The organism is Flavobacterium nitratireducens, assembly GCF_029625335.1.
Classification (GTDB): domain Bacteria; phylum Bacteroidota; class Bacteroidia; order Flavobacteriales; family Flavobacteriaceae; genus Flavobacterium; species Flavobacterium nitratireducens.
The window spans coordinates 1983739-2009216 of record NZ_CP121111.1; the positions used below are offsets into that span (position 1 = coordinate 1983739).

At 31.6% G+C, this 25478-nt stretch carries 20 protein-coding genes, 1 tRNA gene and 2 pseudogenes; 10 read left to right on the forward strand and 13 right to left on the reverse strand.

Annotation, left to right across the window (positions count from 1 at the left end):
* Positions 1-119: 119 nt before the first annotated feature.
* From mnmG to P5P90_RS09430, 3 genes are all read right to left on the reverse strand, one after another.
* Positions 120-1991, reverse strand: a complete 1872-nt coding sequence (gene mnmG / locus P5P90_RS09420; RefSeq protein WP_278034457.1) for a tRNA uridine-5-carboxymethylaminomethyl(34) synthesis enzyme MnmG — start codon at positions 1989-1991, stop codon at positions 120-122.
* A gap of 164 nt (positions 1992-2155) precedes the next feature.
* Positions 2156-2575: an rRNA maturation RNase YbeY gene (gene ybeY / locus P5P90_RS09425; RefSeq protein ID WP_278034458.1), complete on the reverse strand. Its 420-nt coding sequence runs from the start codon at positions 2573-2575 to the stop codon at positions 2156-2158.
* Positions 2572-5850, reverse strand: a complete 3279-nt coding sequence (locus tag P5P90_RS09430) for a hypothetical protein (RefSeq protein WP_278034459.1) — start codon at positions 5848-5850, stop codon at positions 2572-2574. The genes ybeY and P5P90_RS09430 overlap by 4 nt, the downstream gene beginning before the upstream one ends.
* Positions 5851-6007: 157 nt before the next feature.
* On the opposite strand from P5P90_RS09430, the gene gltX reads away from it, so the two are divergent.
* On the forward strand, positions 6008-7513 hold the full coding sequence (gene gltX / locus P5P90_RS09435) for a glutamate--tRNA ligase (RefSeq protein WP_278034460.1): 1506 nt from the start codon (positions 6008-6010) through the stop codon (positions 7511-7513).
* 34 nt (positions 7514-7547) lie between these two features.
* On the opposite strand, the gene P5P90_RS09440 is transcribed toward gltX, so the two are convergent.
* Complete coding sequence (locus P5P90_RS09440) at positions 7548-8189, reverse strand: outer membrane beta-barrel protein (protein WP_278034461.1); 642 nt, start codon at positions 8187-8189, stop codon at positions 7548-7550.
* A 77-nt stretch (positions 8190-8266) separates the two neighbouring features.
* Here P5P90_RS09440 and P5P90_RS09445 point away from each other — a divergent pair, with 77 nt between their 5' ends.
* The gene (locus P5P90_RS09445; protein ID WP_278034462.1) at positions 8267-9247 is read left to right on the forward strand and encodes an SPFH domain-containing protein; all 981 of its coding nucleotides are present in this window, start codon (positions 8267-8269) and stop codon (positions 9245-9247) included.
* Positions 9248-9265: 18 nt separating this feature from the next.
* Here the strand turns inward: P5P90_RS09445 and P5P90_RS09450 are convergent, their stop codons facing one another.
* The 4 genes from P5P90_RS09450 to P5P90_RS09465 all read right to left on the reverse strand — a co-directional run bounded on the left by P5P90_RS09450 (position 9266) and on the right by P5P90_RS09465 (position 12751).
* Positions 9266-9520 (reverse strand): DUF6327 family protein, encoded by a 255-nt coding sequence (locus tag P5P90_RS09450; RefSeq protein WP_278034463.1) that lies wholly within the window; start codon positions 9518-9520, stop codon positions 9266-9268.
* Positions 9521-9522: 2 nt separating this feature from the next.
* Positions 9523-9873 carry a competence protein gene (locus tag P5P90_RS09455; RefSeq protein ID WP_278034464.1) on the reverse strand — a complete coding sequence of 117 codons (351 nt, stop codon included), beginning with the start codon at positions 9871-9873 and terminating at the stop codon, positions 9523-9525.
* A gap of 26 nt (positions 9874-9899) precedes the next feature.
* Positions 9900-10199, reverse strand: a complete 300-nt coding sequence (locus P5P90_RS09460) for a YtxH domain-containing protein (protein WP_278034465.1) — start codon at positions 10197-10199, stop codon at positions 9900-9902.
* Positions 10200-10633: 434 nt separating this feature from the next.
* A complete protein-coding gene (locus tag P5P90_RS09465; RefSeq protein ID WP_278034466.1) occupies positions 10634-12751 on the reverse strand; it encodes a glutamine--tRNA ligase/YqeY domain fusion protein in 2118 nt (705 codons plus the stop codon).
* 142 nt (positions 12752-12893) lie between these two features.
* On the opposite strand from P5P90_RS09465, the gene folB reads away from it, so the two are divergent.
* Both folB and P5P90_RS09475 read left to right on the forward strand, forming a co-directional pair.
* A complete protein-coding gene (gene folB / locus P5P90_RS09470; protein WP_278034467.1) occupies positions 12894-13253 on the forward strand; it encodes a dihydroneopterin aldolase in 360 nt (119 codons plus the stop codon).
* A gap of 127 nt (positions 13254-13380) precedes the next feature.
* Positions 13381-13451: transfer RNA gene (locus tag P5P90_RS09475), tRNA-Cys, on the forward strand.
* A gap of 261 nt (positions 13452-13712) precedes the next feature.
* Here P5P90_RS09475 and P5P90_RS09480 read toward each other — a convergent pair.
* From P5P90_RS09480 to rnr, 3 genes and pseudogenes are all read right to left on the reverse strand, one after another.
* Positions 13713-14392 (reverse strand): annotated as a pseudogene (locus tag P5P90_RS09480) (LysE family translocator).
* 38 nt (positions 14393-14430) lie between these two features.
* Entirely contained in the window at positions 14431-15099 is a 669-nt protein-coding gene (locus P5P90_RS09485) for a head GIN domain-containing protein (RefSeq protein ID WP_278034468.1), read from the reverse strand.
* An 11-nt stretch (positions 15100-15110) separates the two neighbouring features.
* Complete coding sequence (gene rnr / locus P5P90_RS09490; protein WP_278034469.1) at positions 15111-17303, reverse strand: ribonuclease R; 2193 nt, start codon at positions 17301-17303, stop codon at positions 15111-15113.
* A 118-nt stretch (positions 17304-17421) separates the two neighbouring features.
* Here rnr and P5P90_RS09495 point away from each other — a divergent pair, with 118 nt between their 5' ends.
* Together P5P90_RS09495 and rpiB are read left to right on the forward strand one after the other, a co-directional pair.
* Positions 17422-17661 (forward strand): putative signal transducing protein, encoded by a 240-nt coding sequence (locus P5P90_RS09495; protein WP_278034470.1) that lies wholly within the window; start codon positions 17422-17424, stop codon positions 17659-17661.
* A 667-nt stretch (positions 17662-18328) separates the two neighbouring features.
* Entirely contained in the window at positions 18329-18760 is a 432-nt protein-coding gene (rpiB, locus tag P5P90_RS09500) for a ribose 5-phosphate isomerase B (RefSeq protein WP_278034471.1), read from the forward strand.
* Positions 18761-18826: 66 nt separating this feature from the next.
* Here rpiB and P5P90_RS09505 read toward each other — a convergent pair whose 3' ends face one another.
* Positions 18827-19090: a DUF1294 domain-containing protein gene (locus P5P90_RS09505; RefSeq protein WP_278034472.1), complete on the reverse strand. Its 264-nt coding sequence runs from the start codon at positions 19088-19090 to the stop codon at positions 18827-18829.
* A 55-nt stretch (positions 19091-19145) separates the two neighbouring features.
* Here P5P90_RS09505 and P5P90_RS09510 point away from each other — a divergent pair, with 55 nt between their 5' ends.
* Entirely contained in the window at positions 19146-21269 is a 2124-nt protein-coding gene (locus P5P90_RS09510) for a Tex family protein (protein WP_278034473.1), read from the forward strand.
* Between the two features lie 68 nt (positions 21270-21337).
* Here P5P90_RS09510 and P5P90_RS09515 read toward each other — a convergent pair whose 3' ends face one another.
* The gene (locus P5P90_RS09515) at positions 21338-21523 is read right to left on the reverse strand and encodes a Sec-independent protein translocase subunit TatA/TatB (protein ID WP_278034474.1); all 186 of its coding nucleotides are present in this window, start codon (positions 21521-21523) and stop codon (positions 21338-21340) included.
* Between the two features lie 212 nt (positions 21524-21735).
* Here P5P90_RS09515 and P5P90_RS09520 point away from each other — a divergent pair, with 212 nt between their 5' ends.
* From P5P90_RS09520 to P5P90_RS09530, 3 genes and pseudogenes are all read left to right on the forward strand, one after another.
* Entirely contained in the window at positions 21736-22242 is a 507-nt protein-coding gene (locus tag P5P90_RS09520; RefSeq protein ID WP_278034475.1) for a peptidase, read from the forward strand.
* A 51-nt stretch (positions 22243-22293) separates the two neighbouring features.
* A pseudogene (locus P5P90_RS09525) lies at positions 22294-23776 on the forward strand (GH3 auxin-responsive promoter family protein).
* Between the two features lie 6 nt (positions 23777-23782).
* Positions 23783-25462: a DUF6909 family protein gene (locus P5P90_RS09530; RefSeq protein WP_278034476.1), complete on the forward strand. Its 1680-nt coding sequence runs from the start codon at positions 23783-23785 to the stop codon at positions 25460-25462.
* Positions 25463-25478 lie beyond the last annotated feature (16 nt).

A 25478-nucleotide genomic window follows, 5' to 3' on the forward strand; every position in this document is an offset into this window, starting at 1 on the left:
ATTCATAAGGGTTAACAGCGTAGTTTCACGTGGAACATGCTGATTGCAGATTATAGATTAACGATTTTTGATTGCACATTAAATCAAAAATCGTTAGCATTTGTTTACAATCTCAAATCTTATCGTCCCATATAAATTAGCAATACCGAAATATCACTTGGAGAAACTCCGCTAATTCTTGAAGCCTGAGAAATAGTTACCGGACGGATTTTATTTAATTTTTGCTTCGCCTCTATCGACATCGATTTAATTTTATTATAATCAAAATCTTCAGGGATTTTTACATCTTCCAAACGGGACAATTTATCAGCATTATTTCTTTCCTTTTCGATATAGCCCGAATATTTTACCTGAATTTCGGCTTGTTCTAAAATTTCTTCGTCTAAATCATTTTCGGCAACGTAAGCTTGAACTTTTTCAAACTTCATCATATCTTCTAAATCAATTTGCGGACGGGAGAAAATTTTAAACATTTTATCGCCTTGCGAAATTGGTGCCGATTCTTTTGCTTCTAAAATTGGATTGGTCTCTCCTATCGTAATACTAGTTTCTCTAAAAAACGAAACCATTTTTTCAGATTCGTTTAATTTACGTTCCATTCTGCGTAAACGAGCTTCAGAAGCTAATCCTATTTCATAAGACATTGGAGTTAATCTAAAATCGGCATTATCCTGACGCAATAAAGTTCTATACTCAGCACGTGATGTAAACATACGATAAGGTTCTTCTGTACCTTTCGTAATTAAGTCGTCAATTAAAACCCCAATATAAGCTTCGTCCCTTTTTAAAATTAAAGGTGCTTTTTCATGAACTTTTAAATGCGCGTTAATACCAGCCATCAATCCTTGCGAAGCAGCTTCTTCATAACCAGTTGTTCCATTAATCTGTCCAGCAAAATACAAACCTTCAACTAACTTTGTTTCTAAAGTATGTTTTAATTGTGTCGGTGGAAAATAATCATATTCGATAGCATAACCTGGTCTAAAGAATTTTACATTCTCAAAACCTGCTACTGTACGTAAAGCTTTAAATTGAATATCCTCTGGAAGCGAAGTTGAAAAACCATTTACATAAACTTCACAAGTATTCCAACCTTCTGGTTCCACAAAAAGTTGGTGACGTTCTTTATCAGCAAAACGATTAATTTTATCTTCGATAGAAGGACAATATCTTGGACCTATACTTTTAATTCTACCATTGAACATTGGAGAACGATCAAAACCTTCTCTTAAAATATTGTGCACCTCATTAGAAGTGTACGTCATATAACAAGAACGTTGATGCGTTAATGGAGAAGTCAAATCCGAATAAGAAAACTTAGAAGGTTTTGCATCTCCTTTTTCTTCGTTCATTTTAGAATAATCCAAAGAACGACCATCCACACGTGGAGGCGTTCCTGTTTTCATTCTTCCAGCTTCAAAACCAGCTTCGATTAAATCTTCGGTAATTCCGTGAGCAGCACTTTCTCCTGCTCTACCTCCACCAAATTGTTTTTCTCCAATATGAATCAATCCATTCAAAAAAGTTCCATTGGTTAACACAACCGATTTAGAACGGATCTCGACTCCAAGCGAAGTTTTAATTCCTTTTACTTTTCCGTTTTCAATAATCAAACCTTTAACCATTTCCTGATAGAAATCTAGATTTGGTGTTCCTTCTAACATCATTCTCCATTCTTCGGCAAAACGCATACGGTCACTTTGAACTCGCGGAGACCACATGGCAGGTCCTTTTGATTTGTTCAACATTTTAAATTGAATTGCCGTTCTATCAGAAACAATTCCTGAATAACCACCAAGCGCATCAATCTCACGAACAATTTGACCTTTTGCAATTCCACCCATTGCAGGATTACAAGACATCTGGGCAATGTTTTGCAAACTCATTGTAACCAATAAAGTTTTTGAACCCAAATTTGCGGCAGCGGCAGCAGCTTCAGAACCTGCGTGACCAGCACCAACAACAATTACATCATACTCTTCTAGAAACATTCTTTTTATTATTTACCCTCTTTTCAGGGAAGCCATTTTGAAAACAATTACAAAAAATGAATTCAAAAAAACCAGTTTAAATTTCGCTTCCTACGGAAGCATATTTTTATTATTTTTTCAAACGTTCCACGTGGAACATATTATTCAAAAGTAGAATTTTAAGATTACTGTTCCACGTGGAACATAGCAATTTTTTCATCTTCTTTTGCGCGCATTAATTGTTCGCTTTCTTCATCCTTGTCTTTATAACCACAATAATGAAGAACACCATGAACAATAACACGCTTTAATTCTTCATCGAAAGAAACATTAAAATCATTAGCATTATCCTGAACACGTTCTACAGAAATAAATATATCACCATTTAATTCATTACCTACAGTATAATCAAAACTAATAATATCGGTAAGAGTATCGTGATTTAAATATTCCATATTGATTTTATGAAGATATTCGTCATCACAAAAAATATAATTTATTTCACCTTCATTCTTATTTTCAGAAATAATAACAGCAGACAACCATGCAGAAATAGCTTCTTCGTTCTCTAAAGTAAAATCACATTCGTAATTAAAATCTATCATTTTGTATTAAAATATTCTTGAACCTTGCGGTTAAAATTCGAGCGCAAAGGTAATGATTGTCTATTTAATATTTCTATGCTTTTAAGATATTCTAATAAGCTGTTAGGTAAAGCTTTTGAAGTGTTAGAAAAATCTTTTAGATTGGTTTCAGATTGACGTTTATTATCTTCTCCCTGTTGACGGATAGCAGTATTTAATTTTAGTAATTCCTGTTTGATATTATTAGCCTTTTGAATCGTTTCATTTTTAAAACCTTTATTCAATAACTGCTTCTCAAGATCCTTCATTTTTTCTAAAGTACTTTGGCCGGAATTGCCCAAACCTTGCTTTTTTAACTCTCCTTCTAAGGCTTCGCGTAAAGCTTTTTGTTCTTTATATATTTCCATAATAGAACGGGCATCTCCTTCTCCATCCTGACCGGAATCACCATTCTTTTTATCGCCTATATTTCCTTTTTGAGATTCTCCTGGCTTCATTCCGGCTTTCATTTTATCAGCAAGTGATTGTTGTTTGGAAATAATATCCGGCAATTGCATACCTTCACTTTTACCTGATTTAGATTTTCCTTGACCCATACTGGATAAAGACATTTGCATGCTGTTTAGCAATTCACTTAAAAAATCACCTAATTTATTAGCGGAAGCAACAGCATATTGTAGATGAGAAATACCTTTAGAAAACTGTGAATCGGTTAAACTTTCAAGAGATTTATCAATATTGTATTGCACATTACCCACTTCTTTCGTTATTTCTTCTGTGAACTTAGGATTACGTAAAGACATAGCAAATAAACTATCATCAATATGCTTAAATTGCAATCGTAAATCTTGCTGTAATTTTATATTTTTATTAAAAGCTGGTGAAGCCGAGTTCAATGATTTAAAACGAGCCATAACCGCTTCCTCTGATAAAGAAAAGGCTAATAAATTATCTAAAACCTGACGTAACATTTTTACATCCTCTTCCATTTGTTCCATCTCTGCACCTTCCATACCTTGTTCCATTTTCAAGGACATAGACTTCATTTTTTTGGCAGCTTTTTTTTGATTTGGTTTAGCTTTAGAAGTATTATTATTCTTTAATTCATCAGAAGCTTTATTTAAATCATCATTAATATTTTTTTCGTTTGAATCATTATTAGGAATATCTAAAGGAGATTTTAATTCTTTATTTTCCTTTTGTAATTCATCTAAATCTTTTTGAATTGCATCAAATTCTTTATTAATTTCCTGTTGTTTATTTAATGAATTCTCCTTTTCACTTTCGGAAAGTTTATCTTGCTTATTAGAAAGTTTATCTAATTTATCAGCTACTTGTTCAGCCTTTTTTTGAACATAATACTTCTTAGTAAGTTCAACTAATTGTTGTAAATTTTTAATTTGATTTTTACTAGTTTGTTTGAACTGATCTAATTTTTCTAATAAATCTTCATTCTTTAATTTATCATTCAAAGATTTTAATTCATCTAAAAGCTTTTGATTTTTTTCCAATTCGGTATTATTTCTATCGATTCGTTTTTCTAATTCTTTTTTGAATTCATCTTCTTTTTTTGATTTAAATTCATCTAAATTATTTTTCATTTTATCCATAAAATTAAGTATCATCTCATCTTGATTTTTTTGCTGTTGGATAAAATCATTTATTTTTTGTTGGTCATTAAATTCAAAATTTTCTTTTTCTTTTCCAGATTTTTGGATCTTATCTAACTGTGAAAATTGTTTATCTTGATTTTTTAAAGACTTTTGTAAACCATCAATATTGTTAGATTGCTGTTGCAAAAGCATATCTTGTTTTTCTTCGGCAGTTCGGATACGATTAGAAAATACCGCGGACTTAGCACTTTTAAAACGATGTAAAACATCATTATCAAAAACTTCAAAATAATAATCATAAGTCACACCTTCTTTGACAGGAAAATTAGCAGGAAATGAAAAAACAAATTGATCGAAAACTCCTTGCTTAATAGAAATTGTTCCACGTTTGGCAGTTGCAGGTTTATTAGATTCATAATAGACAATTTGTAAAAATCGTAAACCATTATCATCACTAATTTTTCCTAAAAGATAATTAGATGCAACGTGTAAACTATCCGGAGCCTGATTCACTGTAATGCTAGGATACTGATCTTTGATTACGGATAACTGATAATTGAGTTTTTTATAGTTTTTTATGGAAGAATTAGAGCTAATAATTTGATAATCTGTATTTTCAGTAATATTTTTAGCTAAAACAAAGCTTTTTTTTGATTTAGAAAATTCAGAAACAGAATTTCCATTAGAAAAAACCACTTTTTGCGTTGCCTGAGTATTAATTTTCCAAGTTACTTTAGTTCCTTCAGGAATAACGGCATTACCATTCCCTTTGATAATTTCTGCCTTACGATGAAGATAAGAAGGATAATTCAAAAGCATTTCAAAATTTAAAATAGAAGGAACAGCAACAACTTTCAAAAGATAATCCACAGATGAAACAGCATTACCCTGTAAATGAAAATTAATATCGGTAGTAGGTTTTTCAATTGTAAACTGAAATTCACCAGGCTTAATAGTTTCCATAAAATAGCTTTCATCATTAATGAAAATCATAACATTTTCAGGAACTACTTTTCCAATAGTTTTTACTTTTAAAACAAAATCTTTGTTTTGTTCGGTTTGCAAATTTGAATTTAAAACAACAAATTCAAAAGGGGAAGGTGGTAAAAAAGTAGCATTAAAATGAACTATTCTATTCAAACTTTGAGTAATGATTCCTTTATTTCCTGAAATATAAAAAGAAAAAAACAAGAAAAGAGGTATCAAAGCAAGCGGTAAATATTTCTTATTCGAATTATAATTTACAGCATTTGTAAAAGGAATTGGTTGCAAGGCATTCGCTTTTTGTTCAATAGAAGCTAATAATAATTCCGATTTTGCTCCATGATTTTCAGGATTAGAAAGCTGAATAAAATTGAGTAATTTATCTTTTACTTCTAAAAAATGATTTCCAATAATAGCTGAAGCATCATTGTAATCAATTCCCTTTTTAAAATTTAATAGTTTAAAAATGGGAAACAAAATAAAGCGAAATAGTAAGAACACTTCTACCCCAACAAAAGTCCAAAACAAAATACTTCTTCCTAATGGCTTCAACCAAAGAAAATATTCTATGAACAGGGTAAAAAGAAAATACAATAAACCCAAACCAATAAAGAAAACGATGCCTCTTATTAGTTCGTTTAAATAATACTTTCGGATGAAAGCTTCTAATTTTTGATATATAAAATTGGAACTATTCAAAATAAAAATGCTATATAATAACCTATAAAAGTAACAATTATAACAATACAAAAAATCAAATACAAAATTCCAAATTTTACATTATAATTTGAAAAACTTCTAACATCTAACTACTGACTTCTAACTTCTAAGTATCTTTGCAAAAAATTATATCAAAATGTCAAACCCAATTCGTGTGCGTTTTGCACCTAGTCCAACGGGACCTTTACATATTGGTGGTGTACGTACTGCCCTATTTAATTATTTATTTGCCAAAAAAAATGGTGGAACTTTCTTCTTAAGAATTGAAGATACTGACCAAAATCGTTTTGTACCAGGAGCAGAAGAATACATTATGGAAGCTCTGGATTGGTTAGGAATTGCTCCAGATGAAACTATTGGAAAAAATGAAAAATTTGGACCCTACCGTCAAAGCGAAAGAAAACATTTATACAAACAATATGCTGATCAATTGATACAATCAGGTTGGGCCTATTATGCATTTGATACTCCTGAAGCATTAGATGCCTACAGAAAATCAGAAGAAGAACAAGGAAAAACTTTTATTTACAATCATACTAACAGAGAAAAACTGGATACTTCTTTAGTGCTTTCTGCAGAGGAAACTGCACATAGAATTGCTAATGGAGAACATTATGTAATCCGTTTTAAGACTCCTGTGGATGAAATTTTACATCTTAAAGATATTATTCGTGGTCATGTAAAATTTGAAACGAACTTACTAGATGATAAAGTTTTGTTTAAAAGTGACGGGATGCCAACCTATCATTTAGCCAATATTGTTGATGATCATTTAATGCAAACCACACACGTAATTCGAGGAGAAGAATGGTTGCCATCTATGCCATTACACGTGTTATTGTATCATGCTTTTGGATGGGCTGCACCTGAATTTGCACACTTACCATTGATTTTAAAACCTGTTGGAAACGGAAAATTATCAAAACGTGATGGAGATAAATTAGGTTTTCCAGTATTCCCATTAGAGTGGAAAACGGAAGACGGAACTTCATCTGGTTATAGAGAAAAAGGGTTTTTCCCAGAAGCTGTAGTAAACTTCCTGGCCTTATTAGGATGGAATGACGGTACAGATAAAGAATTGTTTTCTTTAGAAGAATTAGTCGAAGCTTTTGATTTAAACAGAGTGCATAAAGCAGGAGCTAAATTTGATCCTGAGAAAAATAAATGGTTTAATCACCAATATTTAGTTCAAGCAAAAGATGAAAAATTAGCCGAAGATTTTGCTGTTATTTTAAAAGAAAAAGGGTTCTCGACTTCGCTAGAACTGACAAGCAAAATTGTTTCCTTAATAAAAGAAAGAGCAAATTTTGTTTCTGAATTTTGGGATTTAAGTGATTTCTTTTTTGAAGCTCCAACAGCTTATGATGAAAAGGCTAAGAAAAACTGGAAAGAGGAAACACCGGCTTTAATGCAGGAATTAATTCCTGTACTGGAAGAAATCACTGATTTTACATCTGCTAATATTGAAACTATTGTCAAAGACTGGTTAACTAAAAACGAAATTGGAATGGGTAAAGTAATGCAACCATTTAGATTAAGTTTAGTAGGCGCTTTAAAAGGTCCTCACCTATTTGACATTGTTGAAATTATTGGAAAAGAAGAAAGTATTTCAAGAATTCAAAAAGCAATCGAAACTATATAAAACAAAAAGTCCCGATAATTAGTCGGGACTTTTTTTATAAATAAATAATAACATTTCCGTTAAGAATTCCTGGATTAGCTTTCAAATTGTTATTGGGATAATTGCTATTCAAATTTCCAAACATATTAGTTATTCCATATTGATAAGAAACATTTACTCTGAAATGTTTCGCTCCGGCAGTAAGTCCAACTGTTGGATAAAAGTTGAATTTATTGATATCTTGGATATCTTTTGCCAATAAAGTAGTACCTGAAATCACATTATTTTCTTTTCCAGATTGCACTTTTGACTTACCATTTATTTGAACTAATGGACCAAATTCTATCGATAAATGATTTTCAACAAGTACATAACTTAGTTCTAAAGAAATTTGAGCCGATGGAATCTTATAATTGACCTCTTCTTGTAAAGAAGTTAAAGAATTAGTTTCAACAGAAAAATTGTTTTCAGAAAACTGAATGGCGTAAACCATATCCCAAATGTTATAAAAATTACCTCTCATAGATAAACCTGCATTCCAACCATTAGCTGGTTTTGTTTCAAAATTATCGGTATTTAAAGTAAATTGGTTCACCCCTACTGTAATTCCAATTCTGTTAGAATCTCGATAATGATATTGTGCTATACTTAAGACAGATACCAAAAGAAAACAAAGAGAGAAAGTTAGCTTTTTCATATAAAAAGATTTTACAGGCATAAACCTAAAGTTTTTTTGTAATTTAACAGATATTTTCTAATTAAATTATACACATTATGAATGTACCATTCTTATTTTTATTGTTCATAGCACTGTTTATTTTCCTTTCCTCCTTCTTCACAGTGAAACAACAAACGGCTGTTATTATAGAACGTTTTGGAAAATTTGTTAGTATTAGACATTCTGGACTACAATTAAAAATTCCCTTAATTGATAGAATTGCGGGGCGTGTTAATCTAAAAATCCAACAATTGGACGTTATTATTGAAACGAAAACGAAAGACAATGTATTTGTAAAACTAAAAGTTTCTGTTCAGTTTATGGTGGTAAAAGAAACCGTTTACGATGCTTTTTACAAACTGGAATACCCTCATGATCAAATTACTTCGTATGTATTTGATGTAGTTCGTGCCGAAGTTCCTAAATTAAAACTAGACGATGTTTTTGAACGAAAAGATGATATAGCTGTTGCTGTAAAAAGAGAATTAAACGAAGCCATGACCACTTATGGATATACCATCATCAACACTTTAGTAACTGATATTGATCCAGATATTCAGGTAAAAAATGCCATGAATAGAATTAATGCGGCAGACAGAGAAAAAACAGTAGCCGAATTTGAAGCCGAAGCATCCCGAATTAGAATCGTAGCTAAAGCTAAAGCCGAAGCAGAAAGCAAAAGATTACAAGGACAAGGTATTGCCGATCAAAGACGCGAAATTGCCCGTGGATTAGTAGAAAGTGTGGACGTTTTAAATAAAGTTGGAATCAATTCACAAGAAGCATCTGCATTGATTGTGGTTACACAACACTATGATACACTTCAAGCCATAGGTGCAGATACTAATTCTAATTTGATTTTATTGCCTAATTCGCCACAAGCAGGTAGTGATATGCTTAACAACATGGTAGCTAGTTTTACTGCAAGTAATTTGGTAGGAGAATCAATGAAGAAAACGGTAAAATCAAATACAAAACTAGAAAAGAAAAAAATAGATAAACCTGAAGATACTACAACTGAAACAGATCAGGCATAAATACAACAAAAAAGAGGCTTAATCGCCTCTTTTTTTATTTCTAAACCATTTAATGACTATTGGTATCAACAACTGTAAAATCGTGCTGTAAGAGCTAAAAAAACTACTTTTAACAACTCCTATGACATTAGATGCTACATTTAAAAAAGACAAACTATCTTTAGTCTTTTCAATACTTAAAATCAACTTTTGATAACTAATTTCTTTTTCCACTTTCAGAATCTCCAATTCGCTATCAATTTGAGCATAAGAAGAATATTTTTTCTTTACCATAATTATTCATTAAAAAAGATTTCTGAAAATTTCTCTAGAATAGGTCCTTCTACTATTTTATCTCTAACCAAAAACAATAGTCCAGTAAAAATGATATACAGAAAACCTACACAAAGAAAACCAAAAGTATAACTTCCAAGATAATTTCCTATAGCAAAAGCTAACGCTATTGAAAAGAACAATAAAACCATACAAATACAAAGCAAAATTAAGGTGAACTTGAAAATCATAGTCGTTGATTTCATAGCCATCTTAAATGCCGATAATTTATAATATTCAAGATTTTTTTCAATAAATTCTTTCGTATTCTCCTGAATATTTTCGGTATGTTCTTTTAGTTCTTCAAAAGCCATATTTGTCTAATTGAGTTAATAAGTAACTAATTCTTATAAAGTTTAGCATTTTTTTCTTTTAATTCAGCTAATTTTTTTTCTAAGAAAGTAATAGCATCTTCTGTCTTATAACTCATATTTGAAATCATATTATCATAAGACTCTTCTAAATCAACTTTAGCATTTGCTAATTTAGATTTTATGTCTTTTTCCAAATCTTTATAACCGTCTTTAATTTTTTGTCTGGTTTTCTCTCCTTTGTCTGGAGCAAACAAAATTCCTAATACAGCTCCAATTGCAGCGCCACTTGCAAGAGCTATCAAAGTTTTTCCTGTACTACTTGCCATAATTTTATTTTTTTAAGTTCTTTATAAAGATACGATAATTTTAAAAAAGCATTTTATAAGAATTTATATAAAATTTATAATATTTTCATAAAAAAGGGAAAATAAGATCTAAAGACAATAAAATGTTTTACAAGAAACTTTAAAAAATGGTTCTCCATTTTTTTAGAAGAAAAAAAGTTCGAAAAACAAATAGTATAACTTTTTAACTCCTGAATTTAAAAAAAATAGCCATAAAAAAGTAAAAACTCAAATAAAGCTTTCTAATTAATAAAAATACAAAAAATGAGTTATTTATCGACAGATTTAAAAAAAGCGCTTAAAATTAAAATATGAAAGCGATTTTTAATCTAAAAAAATTATAGTTTTTATAATTAAAATAGTTTTTATAAATAATAAAAAAAAGCGCTTATTAAGCGCTTTTTGATAGTAATAATTTATTTTAAAAATTCTTCTATAAATTCTAATTCTCTTTCGGTAGAACTCTTAGGAGGATTTTCTTTTAATTTCAAAATTTCATCTTTAAAGAAATTTTTGAACTCTGAATCAAAAGCTAATTTGTTTAAATTTAAAATTGCCCTCGATCGAACAAAAGTAGATTCACTTCGTAATGACATGGTGAATAATTTTGAAATTTCTTCATTGTCAAAATCAGAAATTTTCAAAGGAGCATATTTCAAAATCAAGTTAGCAAACAACAATGAACTTTTATTATTGTTAATATTTTTCTTGAATGAATTTTGCAACAAACTATAATTTGAAATTCCGGAAAGGGTCTCTCCTATTGCAGCTCTGATAGCAATTCGCTCTTCTCTAGTATTAACTTTGAAATATTTGTTGATATCTTTCAAAGCATTATTAATACTGTTGCTGTCTTTTTTACCTTTCTCTTCCCAGGCATCTTTCAATCCAACTGTTTTGTTAAATACTAATTTTGAAGCAGTTGAGTCTTTATCAACATTAAAATATCCTAGGCGTTGAAATTGGAATTTATCACCAGAAACAGCAGTTTGTAAACTTGGTTCCACAAATCCTTTTACTGTTAACAACGAATTAGGATTAATAAAATCAAGAAAACTTTTCTCTTTATGAGAGTCTGGAGCTTCGTCTATAAACAAACGATCATACAAACGAACTTCGGCTTCAACAGCATGTTTTATAGAAACCCAGTGTAATGTTCCTGCTACTTTACGCTTAGAAGCTTCACTTCCACTTCCACTACGACTGTCTTCATCATAAGTAACATGAATTTCAGTAATATTTCCTTCAGTATTTTTTACAACACTTTCACCCTTAATAATATAGGCATTTTTAAGACGTACTTCATTACCTAAACTTAAGCGGAAAAATTTAGCAGGAGCTTCTTCTAAAAAGTCTTCTCTTTCTATGTACATTTCACGAGAAAAAGGTACTTTTCTAAATCCAGCACTTTCATCTTCCTGATTATTTTCGGCATCTAACCATTCTTCTTTTCCTTCAGGATAATTAGTAATTACAACTTTTACAGGATCTAAAACAGCCATTACACGAGGTGCAGTTTTATTTAAATCATCACGTAAACAGAATTCTAATAAAGAGAAATCAATGATATTTTCACGTTTGGCAACACCAATATTTTCACAAAATTTACGAATAGAAGCAGCTGTATAACCTCTTCTTCTTAAACCAGAAATGGTAGGCATTCTTGGATCATCCCAACCATTTACATGATTTTCCTGAACTAATTGTAACAGTTTTCTTTTACTCATTACAGTATAATTCAGGTTTAAACGTGCAAATTCATATTGATGTGGTCTAACTAAGGTAGCATCATAAATTTGGTCTAAAAACCAATCGTATAATTCACGGTGCATTACAAATTCCAGTGTACAAATAGAATGCGAAATTTGCTCTAAATAATCACTTTCTCCATGTGTATAATCATACATTGGATAAATACACCAATCATTTCCTGTTCTATGATGTTCCTTATGTAAAACTCGGTACATAATAGGATCACGCATCAACATATTAGAAGAACTCATATCAATTTTAGCTCTTAAAACATGACTTCCTTCAGGGAATTTACCATTTTTCATAGCATTAAAAAGAGTTAAATTCTCCTCTATTGTACGATTACGAAATGGACTATCAACACCTGGTTGAGAAGGTGTTCCTTTTTGTTCAGCCATAGCTTCTGAAGATTGACTATCTACATAAGCTTTACCACTATTAATTAAAATAATAGCCCAATCATACAACTGTTGGAAATAATCAGAAGCATACAATTCTTTATCCCATTGAAAACCTAACCATTGTAAATCTTCCTTAATTGCATCTACATATTCCTGCTCTTCTTTAGCCGGATTTGTATCATCAAAACGTAAGTTTACAGGAGCATTATACTTTAATCCCAAACCAAAATTTAAACAAATGGATTTAGCATGTCCAATGTGTAAGTAACCATTAGGTTCAGGCGGAAAACGGAATCTTAATTTATCTTGAGGAAAACCTTTTGATAAGTTATCTTCAATAATTTGTTCTATGAAATGCAGTGATTTTTCTTCAGTTGACATGTCTAAATTTTAAAAAGACAAAGTTATCAAAATTGTTCATTAAATAAAGGATAGAACAATTGCATATTGACTTTGAAGGCTAAAATTTCAAATATTTTGTACTTTTACCACCAATTCAAACTAATAAATCAGCAACAAGAATATGGAAACTATCAAATTAAAAAATATCCGAACTTTTTCTAATCACGGATGCTTATTAGAAGAAGCAAAAATAGGTTCTGATTACACTGTTGATTTAACGATTAAAGCTAATTTACAACAATCAACTCAATCTGATAAGCTGGCTGATACTGTAGATTATGTACATTTGAATCGAATAGTAGTAGAAGAAATGGCTATACGATCGGAATTATTAGAACATGTAGCTAAAAGAATCAATAAAAGAATACTTGACGAATTACCAATGGTTCAAAAAACTAAAGTTGCCGTTTCTAAAATAAACCCTCCAATAGGTGGTGATGTTGAATCAGTTACCTTAATTTTAGAAGAAAGCAGAAATTAGGATTTGTGATTTTATATAAATGATTTGTGATTTCAGATTTTAAAACTTGACTTCAAACCGTTTTATTTAGAATTCGACATTTGGATTTATGATTTTTTATTTTACCTTTGCAATCCATAAAAACAATGGCGTCGTGGCCGAGCGGCTAGGCTGGGCTCTGCAAAAGCTCCTACTCCGGTTCGAATCCGGACGATGCCTCAGAAAGAGATACAGAAATGTGTCTCTTTTTTTTATATCTAATTTTTGAGAAAAATTAAGTAAAGCATAGGTTCAAATCCGGACGAATACTCTAGAATCTATAAAGAAATTAAAAGTTTTTTTTATGTCAATTATTTAGTCATTGCGAGGAACGAAGCAATCTCATTTAGTTTAATTAAATTTAGTGAGATTTCCACTCTACAATCGCAATACAAAACACAAAAAAACCGCTCAAAATAAGCGGTTTAAATATCATTTTTGTTATTGTTTTTCAATCCTTTCAAAAGCTTGCTTCACCATTTCTTTTTCTTTTGGAAACCAGCCTTGAACAATTAAAACTAATCCAAAAAACATCAAAACAATACTGATTCCTTTTTTAATTCTAAGGATATTGGAAGGTGTCATTTTAGATTTTAATTGTTTTGCTAAAAGGATTTTAATACAATCGACTAACAAATAAGTGATGATTACGGTACTAAAAAAAGTCATCATTCTGGAGGTTTGCATCTCTAATTTTGGACCAACAGAAATAATTACAGCCAACCAAAAACCTAATACTCCAATATTAATGATATTCAAAAAAAGTCCTTTAATAAACAAACTGAAATAATCTTTTTTAAGGATTTCTTTATCAATCTCTTTAGTATTAATTTTCTTTTCTTTTCTTAAACTTATAAAAGAAATTATACCATAAGCCAACATTAATATTCCTCCAAATATGAAAAGAGCAGGCTTATCTTTTAAACTTTGAATTAATCTAAAACTACCTAAATAGGCAATTGCAATAAAAATAATATCTCCAGTAACTACTCCTAAATCAAAAAAAGAGCGGCCCTGAATCCTTTTATAATACTGGTTTCCAATAAAATAAAAAAAACAGGACCAATCATAAAACTCAAAAATATTCCCCAAGGAATACCTGATAAAATATCGTTAATCATTAATTTTAGAATTTTAAAGAGAATAAAAATACATTTTTTTATTCTTTTTCTTCAATTTTTCCTCCTAAAATGGTTTGTTGATTAATTTGTTTTGGTTTTCCATAAATCGAAACTGTACCTCCTGCTTTTACCTTAGCATCAACTAAGGTGCTAGCATTAATCTCGGCATTACCTCCAGCGGAGAGGTTAATTGTAGTTTGTGAAGTATGTAAATTTTTAGCTTTTAAAATACCACCAGACATGATTACTACATCTTGATTAGCAGCAGCTCCGCTCAATTCAATAACCCCACCAGTAACCGCTTTTACATTCACTTTTTGAGCATCTACTTTTACAGTTATTTTAGCTCCTTCTTTTACACTTATTCCTAAAATTGTTTCTTTAAAAACAGCATCACTACTTATTACTGAACCTTCACTTCCCGAAATATCATCAATATTTTTATAATACAATTGTATCGAAATGTCATCTCCTGATAACAATTTTGGGAAAGGCATTCTCAATTTTAGTTCACCATTGTTATTCACAACTTCTACTTCTTTTTCTCTATTTCCTTTAATTACTACTTTGTTTTCATTCGATGGAATTAGCTTAACTGTAAGTTTATCAAAGACTTTAACAGAGTTAAAATCACCTAATTTTTTGGTTACTTGTCCAAATGTGAATTGTGTTGCAATAACAAATGCAACTAAAAATAATTTGTTCATTTTCATTTTCATTAATTTTCTGTTTCTTCTGATCTTCTTAAAAAATTAAAATCCAATTGTTTTTTAACTAAATCGGCGTTTTTAACCTTAACGTAAATTTCGTCTCCTAATTGTAATAATTGATGAGAAGTTGCACCCACTAGAGCATATTGTTTTTCATCAAGGGTGTAATAATCTTCTTTTATATCTCTAATACGAATCATTCCTTCACATTTATTTTCGATAATTTCAACGTAAATTCCCCATTCGGTAACCCCAGAAATAACACCTAAAAACTCCTGATCCTGATGATCCTGCATGTATTTTACCTGCATGTATTTGATAGAATCCCTTTCAGCATTTGTAGCTAAACCTTCCATCGTAGAACAATGCAAACATTTTGTTTCAAACAATTCTTCATCAGCCGATTTTCCACCGTCTAAATAATACTGCAACAAACGATGCACCATAACGTCAGGATAACGACGAATTGGCGAAGTAAAATGCGAATAATAATCAAAAGCTAAACCGTAATGACCAATATTATCCGTAGAATATTTGGCTTTACTCATACTTCTAATAGCCAGTGTATCAATTAAATTTTGTTCTTTTTTACCACTTACATCTTCCATCAGTTTATTCAATGATTTCGAAATATCCCCTGGATTTCTAAAATCAATTTTATAACCAAATTTTGCAATTACATTTTGCATAGCTATTAATTTATCTTCGTTAGGTTCGTCGTGAATCCTGTAAACGAAAGTTTTCTTTTGTTTACCAATGAATTCCGCTACTCTCCTATTGGCTAACAACATGAATTCTTCAATTAAGTGATTAGCATCTTTAGAAATTTTAAAATAAACTCCTTCTGGTTCTCCTTCGGCATCCAAATTAAATTTCACTTCTACCTTATCAAATGAAATCGCTCCATCATTCATTCTCTTTTTACGAAGAATTTTAGCTAATTCGTCTAATTTAAGCGTTGCTGTGACAATTTCGGCAGGAACTTGATACGAAGTACCCGTTAATGAAATTTCTTCCGGAATTACATCGTTTTTGGTTTCAATGATGTATTGTGCTTCTTCGTATGAAAAACGTTGGTCTGAATAAATAACGGTTCTACCAAACCATTGATTAATAACCTGACTTTTTTCATTGATTTCAAATACTGCCGAAAAAGTATATTTCTCTTCCTGCGGACGCAAAGAACAGGCAAAATTGGATAAAACTTCAGGTAACATTGGCACTACTCTATCCACTAAATACACCGAAGTAGCTCTTTGATAAGCTTCATCATCAAGAATAGTTCCTTCTTCTAAATAATGCGAAACATCAGCAATGTGAATACCAATTTCGTAGTTTCCATTTTCTAATTTTTTGAACGAAAGTGCATCATCAAAATCCTTGGCATCTTTTGGATCAATAGTAAATGTTAGCGTATCACGCATATCACGACGCTTAGCAATCTCAGCTTCTGTGATTGAAGTATCAATCTTTTGAGCATAAGTTTCTACTTCAATTGGAAACTCTGCCGGTAAACCATATTCGGCTAAAATAGCATGGATTTCAGTATCATGTTCTCCTGGTCTTCCAAGAACTTTTACTACTTTTCCAAAAGGACTATCAGCTCTTTTAGGCCAATCTTCGATATGAACCAATACCACATCTCCGTTTTGAGCTTCACCTAAATTATCTTTTGGAACAAAAATATCAGTATACATTTTTGGATTAGCAGTCGATACAAAAGCAAAGTTTTTTTGAATATCAATTACTCCAACAAAGTCAGTTTTAGCTCTTTCTACAATCTCAACAACCTCACCTTCAGGACGTCTTCCTTTTCTTCGGTTATAGACATACACTTTGACTTTATCTTTATCTAAAGCATGATTCAAATTATTGGTAGGGATAAAAATATCATCTTCAAATTCCTCACAAATAAAATAAGCCGTTTTACGGCTCGTCATATCTATAGTTCCTTCGTAATAATCTTGACTTACAGCTTTAATTAAATATTTTCCAGGTTCTGACTCGATGATTTTCTTTTCGGCAGCAAGAATTTTTAAATCTTTTATAATTTGATTTCTACTTTGTGTATCATCTTTCTCTAAAATGGCTGCTATTTGCTTATAATTGAATGCTTTATTAGCACTTTTAGACAAAATTTTTATAATTTTATCAGAGAAACTTTTCTCTTTTTTAGCAGGCTTTCTTATTCTTTTTCCCATACTTCTTTTCTTAAAAGTCGAAAATTACGAAATAGTTAGCCAGTTCTAAAGAAAAGAATCAGTTTTAAAGAAATTATAACGTATACTTGAGTTGTTTCTTCAATAAAATCAATTCGATATGGAAACTTTTATTACCATCGCTACTTTTAATTACATCCATGAAATCGAAATTTTGAAACATCGTTTAGATCAAGAAGGCTTACAATACTATTTTGAAAACGAATTCATGACAGCTATTGCTCCCTTCTACTCGACTGCTTTGGGCGGAATCAAACTTAAAATTCACCCTAACGATTCTGAAACAGTAAAAACAATTCTTCAAGAAATGAAATACGATAACAATCTAAAAATTGTTTAGTTTTCAAAGTTGTCAACATATATTAATATTATAAAAAAGAAATTTTAAAATTTTAAAAAATATTTATTGTTATTATAGTGTGTTAATAGATGCAATAATTATTTTAGAAATTGTTTTTAAATCAAGTTTTAGCTTGTTATCAAGAGTTATTAACATAGTTATTTTAGTCTAATGTTTTAATTTTTAAGACTTTTTAAATTATAATTAACAACTGTTGATAACCTAAAATTATTTAAAAATGTAAATAAGTTCATAGTCAAAAAATGTTGATAACCTCTATTTTAAATATTGATAACTATTCTAAAAATTCAACAAACTTTGTTTGGATTTTTGATTGCTGTTTTTGATTGTAAATTTTTCTCATACAAGCAAAAAAAAGTTCTAATTTTCTATTCATAGTTATCAACAATTCGTGTTAAATTAAAGTTAACTGAAAATCAATGATTTAGGTTTTAATATTAACAATATAAAATTTTAACAAATTAATTATGGATTATCTATTGATTTTCAATAATTTATAAATTGTTAAAAATGTTGATAACCTCATATCTATCTGAAAATGTATTTTTTATATTTATAAAAATGTTGTGGTATTTTTTAGCTTTTTAAAAAAGAATAAAATAGAAATAGATTTGGTAAATTTGCAACAAAATTAAAACATACTAAAATGAAAATTTCAATAGGAAACGATCACGCAGGACCAGAATATAAAAAAGCAATTGTTCAATATTTAGAATCAAAAGGACATCAGGTAACTAATTATGGGACTGATACAGAGGCTTCTGTAGATTATCCTGATTTTGGTCATCCTGTTGCAACTGATGTTGAAGAAGGAAAAGCTGATTTTGGAATTGTAATTTGTGGAAGCGGAAATGGAATTGCAATGACTGTTAATAAACATGCCGGAGTAAGAGCTGGTTTATGCTGGACAAAAGAAATTGCGTATTTAACACGTTTACATAACGATGCTAATGTTGTTAGTATTCCGGCACGTTATACATCAATTCAACAAGCGGTTGAAATTGTTGAAACTTTCCTAGAAACTGCTTTTGAAGGTGGAAGACACCAAAACAGAGTAAACAAAATTGCTTGTTCTTAACAAAAAAATTCGCGGTGCTTCGCACCAAGGTAAATAGTTAAGGCTCGGTATTTCACCGGGCTTTTTTTATGCTTGATATATCCAATAGATTATTAACAATTGGAAAATCAAAATTCCAAAAAACTTCCATAAATAGCTAAATTTAGCCGTTTTATGTCTAAAAATAAGCATAGCTAAACTGGCGCCAATAGTTGCTCCCAAGAATACAAAAGTTAATAAACTTCGCTCGGAAATTCTTCTTCCGCCTTTTATAGCCTGACGTTTATCATAAGCAGTTTGGAAAAAAACGAATACATTGACAATCAAAAAATAATAGAATAAAAGAGGCATTTTTAGTTTTTATAAGTTCCAAAGATGTTATTTTAGCTATTCGAAAAATTTTACAATGACCAATATACAATTCATTTCCAAAAGCGTTGCTACGGCAGCAATAAACATTCAAAATACGGTTCAATTATTAGAAGAAGACTGTACCATTCCTTTTATTTCCCGTTACCGAAAAGATAAAACCGGTAATCTGGATGAAACGGTGATTGAACAAATTGCTAAACTTCAAAAAGAGTACGAAGTAATTGTAAAACGCAAAGAAGCCATATTAAAATCAATAGAGGAACAAAAAGCCTTAACGCCTGAATTAGAGAAAAAAATTGAGCAAAGTTTTGATTTACAAGAATTAGAAGATTTTTATCTGCCTTATAAAAAGAAGAAAAAAACAAAAGCTGATGTGGCTCGTGAAAACGGATTGGAACCTTTGGCTAAAATCATCATGGCGCAAAACAATGATGATGTTGATTTTTTGGCAACCAAATATTTAAACGAAAATGTGCAAAATGAAGAAGAAGCTTTGCAGGGAGCACGAGATATTATTGCCGAATGGATTAACGAAAACATTTTTGTTCGTAAACAATTACGCCGATTGTATCAACGTAAAGCAACGATAACAACCAAAGTGGTAAAATCCAAAAAAGAAGAGGAGGGAGCCCAAAAATTTTCGCAATATTTTGATTGGTCAGAACCAATTTCAAAAGCACCTTCTCATCGATTATTAGCGATGTTACGTGCTCAAAACGAAGGATTTATTAAGTTCAAAGTGGAGGCCGATATTGATGAAGTCTATGATATTATTGACGAATTGGTTTTAAAAGGCCAAAATAGTACGACTCCTCATGTACAATTGGCAATTGAAGATAGTTATAAACGTTTGTTACAGCCTGCTATTTCTAATGAAACTTTACAAGAAGCTAAGGCTAAGGCTGATGCCAATTCGATTCAGGTTTTTGCGTCCAATTTAAGTCAGTTGTTGTTAGCGCCACCTTTGGGAGAAAAACGTATTTTGGCAATTGATCCGGGATTTAGAAGTGGTTGTAAAGTGGTTTGTCTTGACGAAAAAGGCGATTTATTATACAATGAAACCATTTATCCTCATGCGCCACAAAATGAGACGGTAATGGCTATGAAAAAGATCCGTTCGATGGTCAATGCCTATAATATTGATGCTATTTCTATTGGAAACGGTACAGCTTCTCGAGAAACCGAATTTTTCATAAAAAAAATAGCTTTTGATAAGCCAATTCAGGTATTTGTCGTTTCAGAAGCTGGAGCTTCGGTATATTCGGCTTCTAAAATTGCCCGAGAAGAATTTCCTAATTATGATGTTACAGTAAGAGGTTCTGTTTCTATTGGTCGTCGTTTGAGTGATCCTTTAGCCGAATTGGTAAAAATTGACCCAAAAGCGATTGGCGTAGGACAGTACCAACATGATGTGGACCAAAGTAAATTAAAAGAAGAACTGGATAATACAGTGATTCGTTGTGTGAATTCCGTTGGTATTAACATTAATACGGCGAGTAAACATTTGTTGAGTTATGTGAGTGGAATAGGAGAGAAGTTGGCCGAAAATATTGTGCAATACCGTTCGGAAAACGGACCTTTCCAAGATAGAAAACAACTGAAAAAAGTGCCACGTTTAGGTGAAAAAGCCTATCAACAAGGGGCTGCTTTTATTCGAATTAAGGAAGGAAAAAATCCATTAGACAATTCGGCGGTACATCCGGAAGCCTATGAAATTGTGGAAAAAATGGCGAAAGATTTGAAAATTTCTGTAAATGATTTGATTGCCAATAAAGAAAAAACAGCCTTAATAAAAGCCGAAAATTACACCAATGAAACCATTGGAATATTAGGCATCAAGGATATCATCAAAGAGTTGGAAAAACCGGGATTAGACCCTAGAAAAGCAGCTAAAATCTTTGAATTTGACCCAAATGTAAAAACCATAAAAGACTTGAAAATAGGTATGGTTTTACCCGGTATTGTGAATAACATTACCAATTTTGGATGCTTTGTGGATTTAGGAATAAAAGAAAGCGGATTGGTTCACATTTCACAATTGAAGTCCGGTTTTGTTAGCGATGTAAACGAAGTAGTGAAATTACACCAACAGGTTCAGGTAAAAGTAACCGAAGTTGACGAAGACCGAAAACGTATCCAACTGACAATGATTTTGTAAAAAAACAAAAAATCCAGATTCGAAAGTTAAACTTCTCGAATCTGAATTTTTGATAAAAAAAGAATTTTTTACTTAGTTTCTTCTTCTTTAGTATCAGCTTTATCGGCTGGTTTTTGATCGTCTTTTGCAGCGTTTTTGAATTCTTTAATTCCACTACCAAGACCTTTCATTAATTCTGGAATTTTTTTACCTCCAAAAAGTAATAAAACTACTGCCAGTATAACAAGGATTTCTGTAACTCCAAATCTTCCCATGATTGAATAATTTATGCCGAAGCAAATTTGTATTAAAAACTAGCTACAAATGTAAATAGAATAAATTAATATGAATTCATTTTAGGGTAATTATTTAATTTATATGGCGTTAAAAAATATTTAATTTTTTTCAAACATTTATAACTAGAAGCTAATGCCTACAAAGCACAGGGATTGACTTTAATTAGTATATTTGTGAAAAAGCAAAAAGTATGTCCGAAAAAAGGCTAAAGAGAAAAAAATTACACAAAAAACTGTTCACCAAAAACCGTTTGGTTATTTTGAATGAGGATACTTTTGAGGAAACCTTTTCTTTAAAATTAACCCTGATGAATGTTTTTGTGGTGGCATCATTAGGAGCTATTTTCCTGATTGCAGTAACCACTTTTATTATTGCTTTTACACCATTGCGCGAATTTATTCCGGGTTATTCTTCTACCAAATTGAAAAAAGACGCCATGGAATTAGCCTTAAAATCAGATTCGCTAACCAATATTTTAAAGAAAAACCAAGCTTATATTTCATCCATACAAAAAGTATTAACGGGTAAATTAGACTATGCTAAATTCAATAAAGATTCCATCTTAGCAGTTGCAGTAGATTCGATACCAAAAACAGATTTATCGCCTTCAGAAGCCGAGTTAGTATTGAGGGCCGAAGTAGAAAAAGAAAATAAAAAAGCACAGGAGTCTGCTGAACCAAAGAAGAAGAAGAAATAGTTTTAAATTCAATCCATTTTTTTCTTCAACCATTTTAATCAGTCAATCAAAATGTCAATTAAATCAATAGTATCAAAATTATTTGCGCAATATATTCACAAAAAAACACAAGCTTGGGCTAGAAATCCGGTGGCTACGCAACAGGCCGTTTTTGAACAATTAATCGAAGAAGCGAAAGTAACCCAATTTGGAAAAGACCATCATTTTGAACAAATCAAAACTTTTGAAGATTTTACAAATCAAGTTACTATCCGGGATTATGAGGATTTAAAACCCTATGTAGAAAAGGTAGTAAAAGGCGAAGAAAATGTGCTGTGGAAAGGCAAACCTTTGTATTTTGCTAAAACATCCGGAACTACTTCCGGAGCTAAATACATTCCGCTAACTAGGGAATCCATGCCCTATCATATTGAAGCGGCTCGAAATGCCATTTTATCCTACATTCATGAAACAGGCAAAGCCGATTTTGTAAATGGAAAAATGATTTTCCTGCAGGGAAGTCCCATTTTGGAACAAAAAAACGGCATTCAGTTTGGACGACTTTCCGGAATTGTAGCACATTTTGTTCCGAAATATTTGCAAAAAAACCGTATGCCATCTTGGGAAACCAATTGCATTGACGATTGGGAAACGAAGATTGATGCCATTGTTGAAGAAACTTTCAATGAGAATATGAGCGTGATTTCTGGAATTCCTTCTTGGGTACAAATGTATTTTGAACGTTTGCAACAAAAAGGGCAGAAGCCGGTGGGCGAAATTTTCAAAAATTTCAATTTGTTTATTTACGGTGGCGTGAATTATGAACCGTATAGAGCCAAGTTTGAAAACCTGATTGGAAGAAAAGTGGATAGTATCGAATTGTTTCCTGCTTCAGAAGGTTTTTTTGCTTATCAAGATTCCCAGGCAGCAAAAGGAATGTTGTTATTGCTGAATTCAGGTATTTTCTATGAATTTATAAAATCCGAAGAATTCTTTTCAGAAAATCCTAAATCCTATACCATTGGTGAAGTAGAATTAGGCGTGAATTACGTGATGATTATTTCTACTAATGCCGGATTGTGGCGTTATAATATTGGCGATACGATACAGTTTACTTCATTAGCGCCTTATCGCGTAATTGTTTCGGGAAGAATCAAACATTATATTTCGGCTTTTGGAGAACATGTTATTGGTAAAGAAGTAGAATGTGCTTTGCAGGAAGCGATGGAAGGGACAGACGTTCGTGTGAATGAGTTTACGGTTGCTCCTCAAATTAATCCGCTTGAAGGATTACCGTTCTCACGAATGGTTAATTGAGTTCGAACATGAACCGGTAGATATGAACACATTTGCGGAAGCGATAGACAACGCTATGCGCAAACAAAATATTTATTATGATGACTTGATTGTGGGGAACATTCTGCAAAAAGTAGTCATTACCAAAGTGCCTAAAAATGGTTTTCAAGACTACATGAAATCCATCGGAAAATTAGGCGGACAAAATAAAATTCCGCGATTGTCTAATGATAGAAAAATCGCTGATTTTTTTAATTAAAATACCATGAAAGAATCCATAAACATATCGAGAACCCGAGCTCAGGAATCTTCGGCTGCTATTGAAAAAATGTACATAACCATGCGTCATTTGTTCAGCAGAGGTTTTTATAAACCGATGGGCGTTTCTGGCGATTCTTTGCGTGACGCTTTGATGACGTTGCGTCCGGAAATTTATGGAAATATAGCCGATGAAAAAGTAGAATTAAAAGGACTTTTATACGTGATTGAGCGATTGCCAATAGGTATCGAAGAATGTCGTTATATCAATTTGACCTCTGATGAAGGCTATTCCAAATCACACTTTCAAGCCATAGTTCCTCCTAAAAGAAGACGCAATTGCTATAGAATTGACGAGGAACAAATGAACGTGGAAATCACCCGTGGACGTTCGGATATTTACGATATTTTGACGCATCTGACTTTTATTTTTATTGAATCACACAAAATCAAAGACAGAGCTTTAATTGACGATTCTGGCGAAGTTTCCAGAGATTGGATAAAACTAGAACAAGCAGTTTTGAAAGACGAAGCTTTGTCTTTAATTGAAAAAGAAATCGCTATTTCGCACGCGGCAAATATTCTGGCAAGAACTTTTGAAGATGTGTTAGAAATATATGATGATTTTGGAACCGAAGAAATGCCAGATCGTTTTTTACACATCATTTTTTGGTTGGGTAAATTAGCCATTGATGAGGTAGTGCATAACAATAAAAGAACGATCACTTTTAGTCCGATTCTCAGAGAGCGTTTAGGGCATCATATTCATGGCGAAATTTGGGCTACAAATATCAAGGAGGTTTTAAAGACAAATCATCTTTTAGATCGTCCTATTCATGTGATAAGTGCTAATATGCATTCGGTGATGAATTCTATATTCGCGAAAAGTGCCTTACAATCCATTTTTAAAGTCAAATCGGATTTTGAGATTTTTGAAGAATTGAGTAAACCAACTGCCAATGGTGTTCGAAATGCCGTTAAAGAATTGGCCTTAGAACAAGGAATGATTTTTTTACCGGAAACTGAAGGAACAAACATTGACGTACAAATTTTTGATACCGCCAAAATCGATTGGACAAAGACTTCATTTCCTAAAGCTAATTTTGAAGGTCCAAAACCGGTTTTAGTTGTGATGGATTATGCCTTTGGTGAACAGGCTTATGAAACGGTAGATGAGTTATTAAAACCATATAAAAAGAATGTTTTTCTAAATGTCGAATCGGTTTCAATCATGGGAAAAGCAGGAATTTTAGAAGGTGGCAAAGGAGATATTATGATTCCGAATGCACACATCAACGAAGGGACTGCGGATAATTATTATTTTGAAAATGAATTAACGGCTGCCATGTTTCAGGGGAACGGTATTGCAGTTTACGAAGGTGCCATGGTTACGGTTTTAGGAACTTCATTGCAAAATAGGGATTTATTGAAGTTTTTCCATGATTCTACTTGGGGCGTGATTGGACTAGAAATGGAAGGTTCGCATTATCAAAAAGCAATTCAATCGGCATCCAAAATCCGAAAAAGTATCCCGAAAGACGTCAAAGTTCGTTATGCCTATTATGCTTCGGATAATCCTTTGGAAACCGGAAGTACATTAGCTTCTGGAGGATTGGGAACTACAGGAGTAAAATCAACGTACTTGATTACCATAAAAATTTTAGAACAAATTTTTAATATACAATAGATGAGGAGTGAGTATT